This is a genomic window from Pseudomonas tritici, assembly GCF_014268275.3.
GTDB classification, from domain to species: domain Bacteria; phylum Pseudomonadota; class Gammaproteobacteria; order Pseudomonadales; family Pseudomonadaceae; genus Aquipseudomonas; species Aquipseudomonas tritici.
The window spans coordinates 1,908,029-1,921,081 of the sequence record NZ_CP077084.1; the positions used below are offsets into that span (position 1 = coordinate 1,908,029).

At 62.0% G+C, this 13,053-nt stretch carries 12 protein-coding genes; 5 read left to right on the plus strand and 7 right to left on the minus strand.

The genetic code is table 11. From position 1 onward, the window contains the following. Nucleotides 1–105: 105 nt before the first annotated feature. Nucleotides 106–1,548 carry an aldehyde dehydrogenase family protein gene (locus HU722_RS08500; RefSeq protein ID WP_186754374.1) on the minus strand — a complete coding sequence of 481 codons (1,443 nt, stop codon included), beginning with the start codon at nucleotides 1,546–1,548 and terminating at the stop codon, nucleotides 106–108. Continuing rightward, nucleotides 1,545–3,170 (minus strand): 5-guanidino-2-oxopentanoate decarboxylase, encoded by a 1,626-nt coding sequence (locus HU722_RS08505; protein ID WP_186754376.1) that lies wholly within the window; start codon nucleotides 3,168–3,170, stop codon nucleotides 1,545–1,547. Before HU722_RS08505 ends, HU722_RS08500 begins: the two co-directional genes overlap by 4 nt. A 111-nt stretch (nucleotides 3,171–3,281) precedes the next feature. Between HU722_RS08505 and HU722_RS08510 the strand changes: the two genes are divergently transcribed. Beyond that, complete coding sequence (locus tag HU722_RS08510) at nucleotides 3,282–4,160, plus strand: LysR substrate-binding domain-containing protein (RefSeq protein ID WP_186754378.1); 879 nt, start codon at nucleotides 3,282–3,284, stop codon at nucleotides 4,158–4,160. A gap of 116 nt (nucleotides 4,161–4,276) precedes the next feature. Here the strand turns inward: HU722_RS08510 and HU722_RS08515 are convergent, their stop codons facing one another. Both HU722_RS08515 and HU722_RS08520 read right to left on the minus strand, forming a co-directional pair. Then, a complete protein-coding gene (locus tag HU722_RS08515; RefSeq protein WP_065874796.1) occupies nucleotides 4,277–4,891 on the minus strand; it encodes an NAD(P)-dependent oxidoreductase in 615 nt (204 codons plus the stop codon). A gap of 34 nt (nucleotides 4,892–4,925) precedes the next feature. Then, nucleotides 4,926–5,792, minus strand: coding sequence for an MBL fold metallo-hydrolase (locus HU722_RS08520; RefSeq protein WP_065946162.1), 867 nt, complete (start codon nucleotides 5,790–5,792; stop codon nucleotides 4,926–4,928). A 104-nt stretch (nucleotides 5,793–5,896) separates the two neighbouring features. Here HU722_RS08520 and HU722_RS08525 point away from each other — a divergent pair, with 104 nt between their 5' ends. Further along, nucleotides 5,897–6,802, plus strand: a complete 906-nt coding sequence (locus HU722_RS08525) for a LysR family transcriptional regulator (RefSeq protein WP_065874798.1) — start codon at nucleotides 5,897–5,899, stop codon at nucleotides 6,800–6,802. 100 nt (nucleotides 6,803–6,902) lie between these two features. Further along, the gene (locus HU722_RS08530) at nucleotides 6,903–7,079 is read left to right on the plus strand and encodes a hypothetical protein (RefSeq protein WP_165448105.1); all 177 of its coding nucleotides are present in this window, start codon (nucleotides 6,903–6,905) and stop codon (nucleotides 7,077–7,079) included. A 129-nt stretch (nucleotides 7,080–7,208) separates the two neighbouring features. On the opposite strand, the gene HU722_RS08535 is transcribed toward HU722_RS08530, so the two are convergent. Further along, complete coding sequence (locus HU722_RS08535; RefSeq protein ID WP_186754380.1) at nucleotides 7,209–8,087, minus strand: helix-turn-helix domain-containing protein; 879 nt, start codon at nucleotides 8,085–8,087, stop codon at nucleotides 7,209–7,211. Nucleotides 8,088–8,276: 189 nt separating this feature from the next. Between HU722_RS08535 and pobA the strand changes: the two genes are divergently transcribed. Both pobA and HU722_RS08545 read left to right on the plus strand, forming a co-directional pair. Beyond that, entirely contained in the window at nucleotides 8,277–9,461 is a 1,185-nt protein-coding gene (gene pobA / locus HU722_RS08540; protein WP_175403049.1) for a 4-hydroxybenzoate 3-monooxygenase, read from the plus strand. Nucleotides 9,462–9,526: 65 nt separating this feature from the next. After that, nucleotides 9,527–11,044, plus strand: a complete 1,518-nt coding sequence (locus tag HU722_RS08545) for an MDR family MFS transporter (protein WP_186754382.1) — start codon at nucleotides 9,527–9,529, stop codon at nucleotides 11,042–11,044. Nucleotides 11,045–11,174: 130 nt separating this feature from the next. Here HU722_RS08545 and HU722_RS08550 read toward each other — a convergent pair whose 3' ends face one another. Further along, nucleotides 11,175–12,014 (minus strand): cache domain-containing protein, encoded by an 840-nt coding sequence (locus HU722_RS08550; protein ID WP_065882132.1) that lies wholly within the window; start codon nucleotides 12,012–12,014, stop codon nucleotides 11,175–11,177. Nucleotides 12,015–12,054: 40 nt separating this feature from the next. Next, entirely contained in the window at nucleotides 12,055–12,825 is a 771-nt protein-coding gene (locus HU722_RS08555; RefSeq protein ID WP_065874803.1) for a transporter substrate-binding domain-containing protein, read from the minus strand. Nucleotides 12,826–13,053 lie beyond the last annotated feature (228 nt).

Consider the following 13,053-nt stretch of genomic DNA (forward strand, 5'->3'; position numbering starts at 1 on the left):
CAGGCCATGGGTGGGAGAAGGGCGGCAAATGAGAAAGTCGCAGGGGCTATCTAAAAATTGCATTCAACTGACACACCAAAAATCAAAAATGTGGGATCTTCGGTGTTAGTTGGACCGGATCACATGCTTGATCTCCTGAAACGCCGCCAACCCCCACGGCCCTAGCTCGCGGCCGATGCTGCTCTGCTTGTAACCGCCCCACGCCGCTTGCGCAAAGATCACTTGCGGCGCGTTGATCCACACCAGCCCGGCCTGCAAGGCATTCGCCACGCGCTCGGCGGTTTCGTTGTCACGGCTGACCACGCTTGCCACCAAGCCGAAATCGCTGTCGTTGGCCAGGGCAATTGCCTCGTCCTCAGTTGCGAACCGTCGTACACACAGCACCGGGCCGAAGATCTCTTCATTCCACAACGCGCTGTCCAGTGGCACATCGGTGAACACAGTCGGGCGAATGAAAAAGCCCTTCGGCAAATCCGCCGGCCGTGCACCGCCACACAGCAATCGCGCGCCATCCTCAACGCCACGCTGTATGTGCCCCAGCACACGTTGATACTGCACACGGTTGATCAGCGCGCCCATTTCCACCTCATCGGAAAAAGGGTCAGCCACACGGATTCCTTCAACACGTTTGTGCAACCGCTGCAGGAATGCATCCGCCAGGCTGTCAGCGACCAGCACACGACTGGTGGCGGAACACATCTGCCCGGCGTTGAAAAATCCACCGCCACAGGCCAGCTCCACCGCCAGGTCCAGGTCGGCGTCCGCCAGTACCACCAGTGAAGATTTACCGCCCAATTCCAGGCTCACACCCTTGATGGTTTCAGCCGCGCGCTGCATCACCTGCACGCCGACTGCGTTGCTGCCGGTGAAGGAAATCTTCGCCACCCGTGGATCCGCCGCCAACGGCGCCCCGACCGCCAAGCCCGTGCCACACACCAGGTTAAATACCCCGGCCGGGAGCCCCGATTCAGCGATAATTCGCGCCAGTTGCAGCTCGGCCAATGGCGTCACTTCTGACGGCTTGAGCACCACGCAGCAACCCGCCGCCAGTGCCGGGGCGAGTTTCCAGGCGGTGGTGACCATCGGGAAATTCCACGGCACGATCAGTCCCACCACCCCACACGGCTCACGACGCAGGCGTGCGCTGAAGTCAGCGCTGGGCAGGTCCACCGGGCAATCCTGGCCGGCGTCCATCGCTTCGGCCACGCCGGCGTAGTACTCGAACGTGGCGATGACATCGTCCACATCAATCGCGGCTTCAAACAGCGGTTTGCCGTTGTTGCTCGACTGCAGGTGCATCAGCGGTTCGCGCTGCTCGCTTACGCCCTGGGCGATCTTGCGCAGCAGGGCGGCGCGATCACGGCCAGTGCTTTTCGACCACTCACTGAAGGCCGCGCTGGCCGCGTCGACCGCCTGCGTTACGGCCAGCGCATCGCCCACGCTCACCTGGGCCAACATCGCTTCGGTGGCTGGGTTGATCACTTCCAGCACGGTATGGCCGGCACGCCACGCACCACCGATATACACACCGTTCAATACCGTGCTCATAGCGCCAACTCCGTCACCCAAAGGCCCTGGTCGATTTCAATTAGCGTCGGCCCCGGGCAATCAACTGCGGCGCGCAGTGCCACGCGCAACGACTCAACGCCCTGAATGCTCTCGGCAGCACAACCCAACGCCTTGGCCACACCGATAAAGTCCGGCGTGTAGATATCCACGCCGACCGGTTCGATCGCCCGGTTGACCATGTATTTCTTGATCTCTTCATAGCCGTGGTTATTCCACAGCAGCACGATGATCGGCACGCGTGCTTCCACCGCGCTGGCGAGTTCCGGCAGGGTGAATTGCAGGCCGCCGTCGCCGATCAGGCAAACCACCGGCTGCCCGTCGCCACGCCCCAGCCAGGCGCCGATGGCGGCGGGCAGGGCGTAGCCCAAGGTGCCGTAGCCAGTCGACGAGTTGAACCAGCGGCGCGGGTGGTCGAGGTTCAAGGTGAGGTTGCCGCTGTACACTGGTTGGGTGGAGTCGCCCACTATGACGGCGTTGGGCAATGCCGCCAGGACGGTGTTGAGGAACAGGGTTTGCGCGCGGGTGGCGGCGTCCCAAGTGGCGGTCAGTTCGGCCCACAAGCGGGCGACGCGGTGAGCGCCCCACGTGCTGTTGCGTGGCGGCAATGGCTGGCGGTCCAGCTCGGCCAACAAGGCTTCGGCGGCGATTTGTGCATCGGCGACCAGCGCCACTTGCGGGGGGTAGTTGCGCACGGTCTGGTCCGGGTCGATGTCGACGCGCAGCAAAGCGCCCGGAATCTCGAAGCCGCCGGCGAAAGTGACGTCGTAGTCGGTCTCCGCCAGCTCTGTTCCGATAGCCAGCACCACGTCCGCTTCGGCCACCAACGCACGGGTGGCGACCAGCGTCTGGGTCGAGCCGATCAGCAGCGGGTGGCGGGCGGGCAGCATGCCTTTGGCGTTGATGGTCAGGGCCACCGGCGCGCCGAGAAGCTCCGCCAGTCGAGTCAATTCCGGCGCCGCATCGATGGCGCCGCCACCGGCCAGGATCAAGGGTTGCGTGGCTGCCGCGAGCAACTGGCTCATCTGCTTCACCGCCGACGGCGCCGCGCCGGCACGGGCCACGCTGACTGGCTCAGTGCCCAGCAGCGCGGCGGCATTTTCCACCAGCACATCCAGCGGGATTTCGATATGCACCGGGCGCGGTCGCCCGGCCTGGAACACCGCAAAGGCCCGCGCCAACACGCCGGGCAACTCCGCCGCGGACATCAAGGTGTGCGAGAACGCCGCCACGCCGGCCATCATTGCTGCTTGGTTCGGCAGCTCATGCAGCTTGCCGCGCCCGCCGCCCAATTGGCTGCGCGACTGCACGCTGGAGATCACCAGCATGGGGATCGAGTCAGCATAGGCCTGGCCCATGGCGGTGGTGATATTGGTCATGCCGGGGCCGGTGATGATGAAGCACACGCCGGGCTTGCCGCGGGTGCGCGCATAACCGTCGGCCATGAACCCGGCGCCCTGTTCGTGGCGCGGGGTGACGTGGCGGATGCTGGAACGGGCCAGGCCGCGATACAACTCCACCGTGTGTACGCCGGGGATGCCAAATACCTGGTCCACGCCGTAGCCTTCCAGGAGGTTGACCAATACTTCGCCGCAGGTGGCCATAAATGTCGCTCTTATTGTTGAGATAAGGCGGTATTGGACCGGCTGGCCGGTAGCGGCAACAATCGATAAAAAGTCATACTAGCCATGTTCTCACGTCATGGCTCAGCCCTTATGAAGCGCCTTCCGCCGCTGCCCGCGCTGCACACCTTCTGGGTCACGGCCCAGTGCTGCAACTTCACCCGTGCTGCCGAGCAATTGCACATCACCCAGGGCGCGGTGAGCCGGCAGGTCGCCGGGCTGGAAAGCCATTTGGGCTACGCGCTGTTCCGACGCCAGGCGCGCGGCTTGAGCCTGACCGAAGAAGGCCGTGAATGGTCACTGCGCGCCCAGCAAGTGTTTGGCCTGATCGGCGAGGCGGTGGAGCAGATCGGCAACCGCCGCCAGACCCTGCAGCTCAAAGCGTCCACCTGCGTGATGCGCTGGCTGCTGCCGCGCCTGATGCAGTGGCAAAAGGAGCGCCCGGACGTGCCGGTGGAACTCACCACCACCGTGGCCTACACCGTGGACTTTCGTCGCGAGCAATTCGATGCGGCTGTGATCTATGCGCCCACCGCCGAGCAGTCGGCCGAGGCGCGGCATTTATTCGATGAACAGCTCACGCCCGTCTGTGCGCCAGCGTTGCTGGATGTTTTGCACACGCCCGCAGATTTGCAGCAACAGGTACTGCTGCACCCCACGCGGGACGAGCGGGATTGGGCGTTGTGGCTTTCGGCTGCGAACACGCAGTTGAGCAATTTGAGCCAGGGGCATCATTTTGAAACGCTGGACTTGGCGATGACGGTGGCGTCCCAAGGTTCCGGCGTGGCGATTGGCGACAGTGCGTTGATTGGCGAGGATGTGAAGGCAGGACGGTTGGTGATGCCGTTTGAACTGCAGGTGCCGACGGGGATGGGGTATTACCTGGTGTATCCGCCGGGGACGGCGCCGTCGGCCGGGCTTGAAGCCCTGATGAACTGGTTAGTGAGCCAGGCGCAATATCCGGAACACTGAAGATCACAACGTGGGAGCTGGCTTGCCTGCGATAGCGGTCGATCAGTCAGTACATCATTGACTGACACACCGCTATCGCAGGCAAGCCAGCTCCCACAGTTTTAAACCGCGTTGGGTCAGTAGCCCACGGTGAAGCGCTGGCGGGAGTGCTTTGGTGCTTCGACTTCGTCGATCAAGGCGATGGCATAGTCGGCGAAACTGATCCAACTACGCCCCTCACTGCTCACCAGCAAATCATCCTGGCCTACACGGAATTTACCGGTGCGTTCGGTCTCAACGAACTCCGCCGATGGCGACAGGAAGGTCCAATCCAGTTCCTTCTCCTGACGCAGCGCATCGAGAAACGCGGCCCCCGCACTGGCCTCGGCTTTGTACTCTGCCGGGAAGCCTTCGCTGTCGATCACCCGACCGCCACCCGGCAGTAACAGCGAACCGGCACCGCCCACCACCAGCAGGCGTTGCACCCCGGCTTTTTTCACCGGCCCGATCACGGCGCTGGCGGGCAGGGTGGCGAAGTGTGCGGCGCTGATTACCACATCGCTGCCGCTGACGGCGTGTTGCAGGGCGTCTGCGTCCAGCGCATCAACCTGTTTGACGGTGACGCCAGGGCGAACGGCCAGCTTGTCGGTATTACGTGCGATGGCTACAACGCTATGCCCACGGCGCAGTGCTTCTTCCAGCAGTTGGCTACCGGCACGGCCAGTGGCCCCAATGATTGCAATCTTGCTCATGACGTTCTCCAGTACGGTTAAGGTTTGAAACGCTTCACCACTTCATTTCGCCCTTGGCGACTTTGGCGCTCAGTTCCAGCGAGCTTTCGTCGGCGAGGGTCGGGTAACGTTTTTTCATGGCCGCGATCAGGGCAGCGGAATCCTTGGCCTTGGCGGTCTCGGCGTCAAAGGCCTTGATGTAGTTGGCGGTAAAGGCCACCGATTTCAGCGACGGTGTGCCCAGGTAGTGGCCTGGAACCACGGTGCGAGGTTTGAGCTGTTCGATGCGTTGCAAAGTGGCGAGCCAATCTTTGTGGGATTGCGCGCTCTGGGTGTCGGCTATCCACAGGTGGATGTTTTCAGCGACGACCACACCACCGACCACGGCCTTGATCGACGGGATCCACACAAAGCTGCGATCCGGCTGCGGGCCATCCAGGCCGATGACATCCAGTTGTTGGCCTTCGAGGCTCAAGCTGTGGCCTTCAAGCACCTGCGGCACGATGGTTTTGGCCGGCTTGTCGGCGCCCATTTTCGGGCCCCAGAACTCAAGTTTGCCGGCAACAGTCGCCTTGATATGGTCGACCACCGGTTGCGCTGCCAGCACCTTGGCGTCGGGGAACGCGGCGGTGAGGGTATCGAGGCCGAAGTAGTAGTCCGGGTCGCCATGGCTGATGTAGATGGTGGTGAGGTGTTTGCCGCTGGCGCGGATCTTTTGCACCAGTTGCTCGGCCTGGCCCTTGCCGAATTGAGCGTCCACCAGGATGGCGTCCTTGGCGCCGCTGACCAGCACCGAGCTGACCGGGAAGATCGCGGCTTCGCCAGGGTTGTACACGTCCAACGTCAGGTCGGCGGCAGCCGCATGTGCGGCGAAGGCCAGGGCGGCGGTGGCCAGGGTCAGGCGCTTGAAGGTTGAGAACATCGGGCAGCTCCAGCATGGGTAGGGGATGCACAGAGCTTAGTTGCACAAAACCAGACTAAAAATGCGATGCTGGGACATAGTTTGTTTCTAAAATCGGGCAAATCATGGATCGTCTTCAAGCAATGCGCGTGTTTGTCACGGTGGTGGACCTGGGTAGCCAGTCTGCCGCCGCCGACCATCTGGACCTGTCGCGGCCGGTGGTGTCACGCTACCTGGCCGAGCTGGAAGACTGGGTCGGCGCACGTTTGCTGCACCGCACCACGCGCAAGCTCAGCCTTACGGCGGCCGGCAGTGAAACCCTGCCGCGCTGTCGGCAAATGCTGGAACTGTGCGGCGATATGCAGGCCGCCGTCAGCGAGCCCGACGACGCGCCCCGTGGCCTGCTGCGCCTGAGTGTCAGTACGTCTTTCGGCCAGGCGCAATTGGCGCAGGCCATCGCCGAGTACGTCAAGCGCTACCCGCTGGTGACGGTTGACCTGCAGATGCTCGACCGCACGGTGAACCTGGTGGATGAGCGTATCGACCTGGCCATCCGCACCAGCAATGACCTGGACCCCAACCTTATCGCCCGGCGGCTGACGGTGTGTCGCTCAGTGGTCTGCGCCACGCCGGCTTATCTGCTGGAGCATCCGGCCCCGCAGAAAGTCGAAGACCTGGCCGGGCACAACTGCCTCACCCACTCTTATTTCGGTAAAAGCCTGTGGCATTTCGAAGAGCGTGGCGAGCACGTCTCGGTGCCCATCAACGGCAATATCACTTCCAACGAGGCCAGCACTTTGTTGCGCGTGACGCTGGCCGGGGCAGGGGTGTCGATGCTGCCCAGTTACCAGGCCGGCGACTACATCCGTCGCGGTGAACTGGTGCGCCTGCTGCCCGATGCCGAACCTCGCCGGATGAACATTTACGCGGTATACGCCTCGCGCAAGCACATGCCATCGGCGCTGCGCAGCCTGTTGGATTTCCTGGTGCTGCGGTTCCCGGAAGAGCCCGCATGGGATGCGGGTCTCTAGGTCGACATAAACGTGTTGAATGTCGCCTGATAATGGCAACTCGCGCGCGTTGACCTATGCTTTGGAGAGCACCGTGTAGATCCGCTCAGAGGTCTGTGCCATGAGTATTAAAACCAGAAAGTACTTGATGATTTTCAGCCTGTGCGCACTCGCCAGCGCGCTGTACGGGACTGCCGCCTACCGTGTGGAGCAAACGCGTATGCAGCCGACCTTTGCGATCAGTTGCCATCAGGACCAATGTGTTCCGCGTACCGGCAGTTTCAGTGCCTTGCGATAAGGATGACGCGCTGAATATCCAAATGTGGGAGCGGGCTTGCTCGCGAATGCGGTGGATCAGTTTGCAGATATGTAGCTGACCCAGCGCATTCGCGAGCAAGCCCGCTCCCACAAAAGCCCGCTCCTACATTCAGCTATGTGGTGCCTCGGCTTTAAGTTGTTCACGAAACGCCTTGGGCGAAAACCCGACCCGTCGGCGAAACAGCCGTGAGAAGTTGGTCGGGTCGGAAAAACCCAACACCTCCGACATTTCATTAATGGTCATGCTGGTGTAAGTCAGCAAACGCTTGGCTTCCAGTAATTGCCGGTCATGCATGATCTGCAGCGCAGGCTGCCCGCCCAACTCTCGACATGTTCCGTTCAAGTGTGAGACCGAGATCCCGAGCTTGTGGGCCAGGTCCTCGATCTTCGGGTGTTCGCGGTAATGCTGCTCGACCAGCTGGGTAAAGCGCCGGAAGTATTCACGCCCCCTGGGCGCCCGAGGGTGGCGATGCTGGATGGCCTGGCGGCTGATCCACACCAGCAGCACGCTGACCAGCGCATGCAGCATCATGTCCCGCGCCGGTTGATCGTCGGCGTATTCAACCTGCAGGCGGGCGAACTGACTGTTCAGATAATCACTGTCTTTGCCTGCCGGGTAACTGCCCAATGCCTGCAATCCGTCTACCGTTGCGCCCAGCTGTGCTTGCAGATGGCTGACCAGTGGCGCTGCCAGCGTCACGACATAGCCTTCAACATCCTTGGGAAAGCGAAACCCGTGCACACACAACGGCGGCAATACCTGCAGGGTCGCTTCGTTCAGCGTGGTGCGCTCGCCTTCGATTTCCAATTGTGCCTGGCCTTTGTGCACGTAGAGCAACTGGCACAGATCCGCGTGCCGGTGGGGCTGGATTTCCCACTGGTATTCCCGACTGCGCCGGGAAATGGTTTCACAGTGCAACAAATCGGGGGTCGGCCATTGCTGGTCTTCCCCGTAAAGCTTGAAGACCGGAATCGCGGTTTTGGTCATGGTTTCAATCCGATACTCAGGACAGTGGTGCGGTAATCGCCCCAATTGGCAAAAAGCGCAGGCTTTGGCTCAGTTTTCACCTTCTTATGCTGCTCGCTCAAGTGAAAAATGTCAGCAACAAGACCAATGACAACTCTTTCACCCTGTCTGTTCGGGTGGAATTTGCGGGCCATAAAAATAATGAAAACGCTGAAAACCCAAGTCGCCATCATCGGCGCCGGTCCCTCTGGACTGCTGCTCGGTCAACTGCTGCACAATGCGGGTATCGAGACCCTTATCCTAGAGCGCCAGAGCGCCGATTACGTGCAAGGGCGCATTCGTGCCGGGGTGCTGGAGCAAGGCATGGTCGACCTGTTGAGGCAGGCCGGCGTCAGCCAGCGAATGGACAGCGAAGGCCTGGTGCATGACGGATTCGAGCTGGCGCTGAACGGCCAGCTCACCCATATCGACCTCAAGGGCTTGACCGGCGGCCAGTCGGTGATGATCTACGGCCAGACCGAAGTCACCCGCGACCTGATGGCCGCGCGTGCCGCCGCTGGCGCCACCACGTTTTATGAAGCCCATAACGTGCAGCCCCACGGCCTTAAAAGTGATCGACCCTGGCTGACGTTTGAGCACCAGGGTGAGGCGTTTCGCCTGGAGTGTGACTACATTGCCGGTTGCGACGGCTACCACGGCGTTGCGCGCCAATCGATCCCGGCCGAATCGATCAAGGTCTTCGAACGGGTCTACCCCTTCGGCTGGTTGGGTATCCTGGCCGACACGCCGCCCGTGCACGCTGAGCTGGTCTACGCCAAGCACGCGCGCGGCTTTGCCTTGTGCAGCATGCGTTCGTCGACCCGAAGCCGCTATTACCTGCAAGTGCCGCTGGAAGAACCTATTGATGAATGGCCTGACGCACGTTTCTGGGACGAGCTGAAAACCCGCCTGCCCAGCCACCTCGCCGAGAACCTGGTGACCGGTCCGTCGATCGAAAAAAGCATCGCGCCGCTGCGCAGTTTCGTGGTGGAACCGATGCAGTACGGCCGCCTGTTCCTGCTGGGCGACGCGGCGCATATCGTGCCGCCCACCGGCGCCAAGGGCTTGAACCTGGCGGCGAGTGACGTGAGCACCCTGTATCGGATTCTGCTCAAGGTCTACGGCGAGGGGCGCGTGGATTTGCTGGAACGCTATTCCGCCATCTGCCTGCGGCGGGTGTGGAAGGCTGAGCGGTTTTCCTGGTGGATGACCTCGATGTTGCATCAATTTCCCGAGGCGGACGGTTTCAGCCAGCGCATTGCTGAGAGTGAACTTGAGTACTTCATCCACTCCGAGGCGGGGCGCAAAACCATCGCAGAAAATTACGTCGGACTTCCTTACGAAGCTATCGAATAGCCTGCTATCGTATCGAGCATTCCCGCGGGCCGACTTTCTCGCGGGCTCTGCTCGAAGGTCTTGCCGTGACGCACCTCAATCAGCCCGCTCCGCCGCTTCCCGCTGTGCGCAGTATCCTCGCCTCACTGATGATGGCGATCTTCCTGGGTGCACTGGACCAGACCATTGTCGCCGTGTCGATGCCCGCCATCTCCGCGCAGTTCCACGACGTCAACCTGCTGGCTTGGGTGATTTCCGGCTACATGGTGGCGATGACTGTGGCCGTGCCGATCTACGGCAAGCTCGGCGACCTGTATGGGCGCCGGCCGATGATGCTGATCGGCATGGGCCTGTTCACCCTGGCCTCGCTGTTCTGCGGCATGGCGCAAAGCATGGAGCAACTGGTGCTGGCGCGGATCCTCCAGGGCATCGGCGCCGGCGGCATGATTTCGGTGAGCCAGGCGATCATTGGCGACATCATCCCGCCCCGTGAACGCGGACGCTACCAAGGCTATTTCAGCAGTATGTACGCGGTGGCCAGCGTGGCCGGGCCGGTGCTCGGCGGCTACATGACCGAGTACTTGTCGTGGCGCTGGGTATTTTTGATCAACCTGCCATTGGGCGCCGGCGCCTGGTACGTGGCCCACCGCACCCTGGTGGGGCTGCCGGTGCCACAGCGCAAGCCGATCATCGATTACCTCGGCACCGTGCTGATGATCGTCGGCCTGACGGCGTTGCTGCTGGGCATCACCGAAATCGGCCAGGGCCATCATTGGCGTGACAATGAAGTGCTGGGCCTGCTGGCGTGTGCGCTGCTGGCGTTGAGCCTGTTTGTCTGGCACGAACGCCGTGCGCGGGAGCCGTTGTTGCCGATGCATTTGTTCGCCAACCGCAGCGCGGTGTTGTGCTGGTGCACGATTTTCTTCACCAGCTTCCAGGCGATTTCCCTGACGGTGCTGATGCCGCTGCGTTATCAGACGGTGACCGGCTCGGGTGCCGACAGCGCGGCCTTGCACCTGCTGCCGCTGGCAATGGGTTTGCCGATGGGCGCCTATTTTGCCGGGCGCATGACCTCGGTGACCGGGCGTTATAAACCGATGATCCTCAGCGGCGCGCTGTTGAGCCCCTTTGCGATTTTCGGCATGGCCTTGAGCGCGCCTCAGGCGGTATGGCTGACAGCCGTGTTTATGCTGCTGTGCGGGATCGCGGCCGGCATGCAATTTCCCACCTCGCTGGTGGGCACGCAGAACTCGGTGGAACAACGCGATATCGGCGTCGCCACCAGCACCACCAACCTGTTCCGTTCCCTCGGCGGGGCAGTGGGGGTGGCGTGTATGTCGGCGCTGTTGCTGGCGCTGTTGCAGGATTCCAGCTTCGCCCACCTGGCCAGCGGCGCGCTGGCCGTTGAAGGCAGCTCCGGTAACGTGTTGCTTGACGGCCTCAACGCCGCACCCGGCCCGGCGCAGGACGCCTTGCGCGGGGCATTGGCGGTGACGTTCCGGCATTTGCTGATGGTGAGTGCGGCGGTGTCGTTGTTGGGCTTGGCGGCGGCGATTGCGATGCCCAACCGGGTGCTGCGCGGCCGCGAAGACAAAGCGCGCTAACTGACCCTGTGAAGATCAAACTGTGGGAGCGGGCTTGCTCGCGAATGCGGTGGTTCAGTTGAAGCATCTGTAACTGACACACCGCATTCGCGAGCAAGCCCGCTCCCACAGTTTTGACCGCGCTCCAGCTTCAGGGGCTGTAGTAACCCACCGCCACCATGAAATGCCCGGCCTTGCGCACATACGCATGCTTGTTCTCGACCTTGCCGGTCACCGGGTTTTTCCAGCGGTATTTGTATTCGCCCTGGTCCTGCTCGGCCATCAGCTTGAGGATCGGTTCGCCCACCGGCTTGCCGTCGGGGTCCTTGATCTTGCCGAAGTCGGTGTTGATCAGCCGCAGGGTGGTGCCGTGGGCCACGTAGCGTCGGGTATTGAGGTCGACGACAAACACGTAGAGGTCATCCTGCAAGAAGCCGCCTTGCAAGGAGTTGATCGCCTTGAGCGTGCCCGACTCATCCTTGAGCAATGCGTTCACCGCCTTGTTGCGCAGGGCCCGCGCCTGTTCCGGTGTGGCCCGTGGCAAGTAATAACCCACCGCCAGGATGCGTTCGCCCACGCGCTGGTAGAACACGTGCTTGTGCTCGACCTTGCCATCGTTCCAGTTCTGCCAGCGGTAATCGGCCTGCTGGATGCCCTGGCCTTCCGGCACCTTCAGCGCGTCTTTAAATGACTGGCGCAGATCCGGTCCCAGTACTTCGGATACATCGCGGCCGATCAAGGCGGAGGAGGGCCCGCCACTGGCCAGCAGCACGCCCTGGGTATCGACCACGAACACATAGCGATCCTGCTCAATAAACTCCCCCTGGCGACTGAACGCGGCAAAGGCCTTGTCGCCGTTGCTCTGGTAGTAGGCCACGGCTTTCTCCAGCAGCGCCTTGGCCGCCTGCGCATCCTCATCCTGAGCCGTCGCGGCATGCACCTGGCTGAAACACAACAGCAGCAGCCAGGTGATTCGAAGCAATCGCGTCATAACCCATCCCTCGTTCTTATTGATGTGACAAGAGCGTAGCTCAGGGCGCCGCCAGCCATTGACTGACGATGCCGTCATACACCCCGGTGGCCACGCTCAGGTGCAACCATTGGTCGACATAGCTTTTCCACGCCACATCATCGCGGGGCAGCATGAAGGCTTTTTCGCTGTACTGCATCTGCCGCTCAGGGTTGACCGCGCACAGCCCTGGCTTGAGCTTTTGCTGGTAACGCGCTTCGCTGGCGTCGGTGATCATCACGTCGGCCTTGCCCGCCAGCAGTTCGTCGAAGATGGTCACGTTGTCATGCAAGCGGATTTGCGCCTGGCCCAAGTGGGCGCGGGCGAATACTTCGTTGGTGCCGCCGGCGGGCTCGATCACGCGGACCTGCGGTTGGTTGATCTGCTCGACGGTCTGGTAACGCTGCACATCGGCGCAGCGCACCAGCGGGATCTTTCCGTCGACGCCGAGGGCCTGGCTGAAGAAGGCTTTTTTCTGGCGCTCCAGCGACACTGAAATGCCGCCCACGGCAATGTCGCAGCGTTGGGCGAGGAAGTCCGGCATCAGGGTTTTCCAAGTGGTGGGCACCCACTGGATGTTGGCGTTGAGGCTCTTGGCCAGGGACTCGGCCATGGCGATGTCGATGCCTTCGTAGCTGCCATCGGCGCGCAGGGAGGTGTAGGGCTTGTAGTCGCCGGTGGTGCAGACGCTGAGCGTGCCGCGTTGGAGCACCTGGTCCAGGCGCGAAGGGGCGGCGTCGGCCAGGACGCTGGTGGCCACGCTTAATACACACAGGGCAAAAAGAGCTTTCATGCGGTCGAGTCCTTGGGGCATGGTCTTGGGCGGTCATTATTTCCAGCGTTGGGCGGGGTGGCAAGGCGCTGCGAATGTTTAGCCAAGTCGCAACCAAACTCCATCAACCCTGGATTTACCCACCTATGCAGGCGTGTGAGGCTGGCCGCTATCTTCAGCACTGTGATCCCTGCATGGACGGCTCTCTCGACACCCACCCCGCGACACTGCCGTCCGATCTCGCGTTCT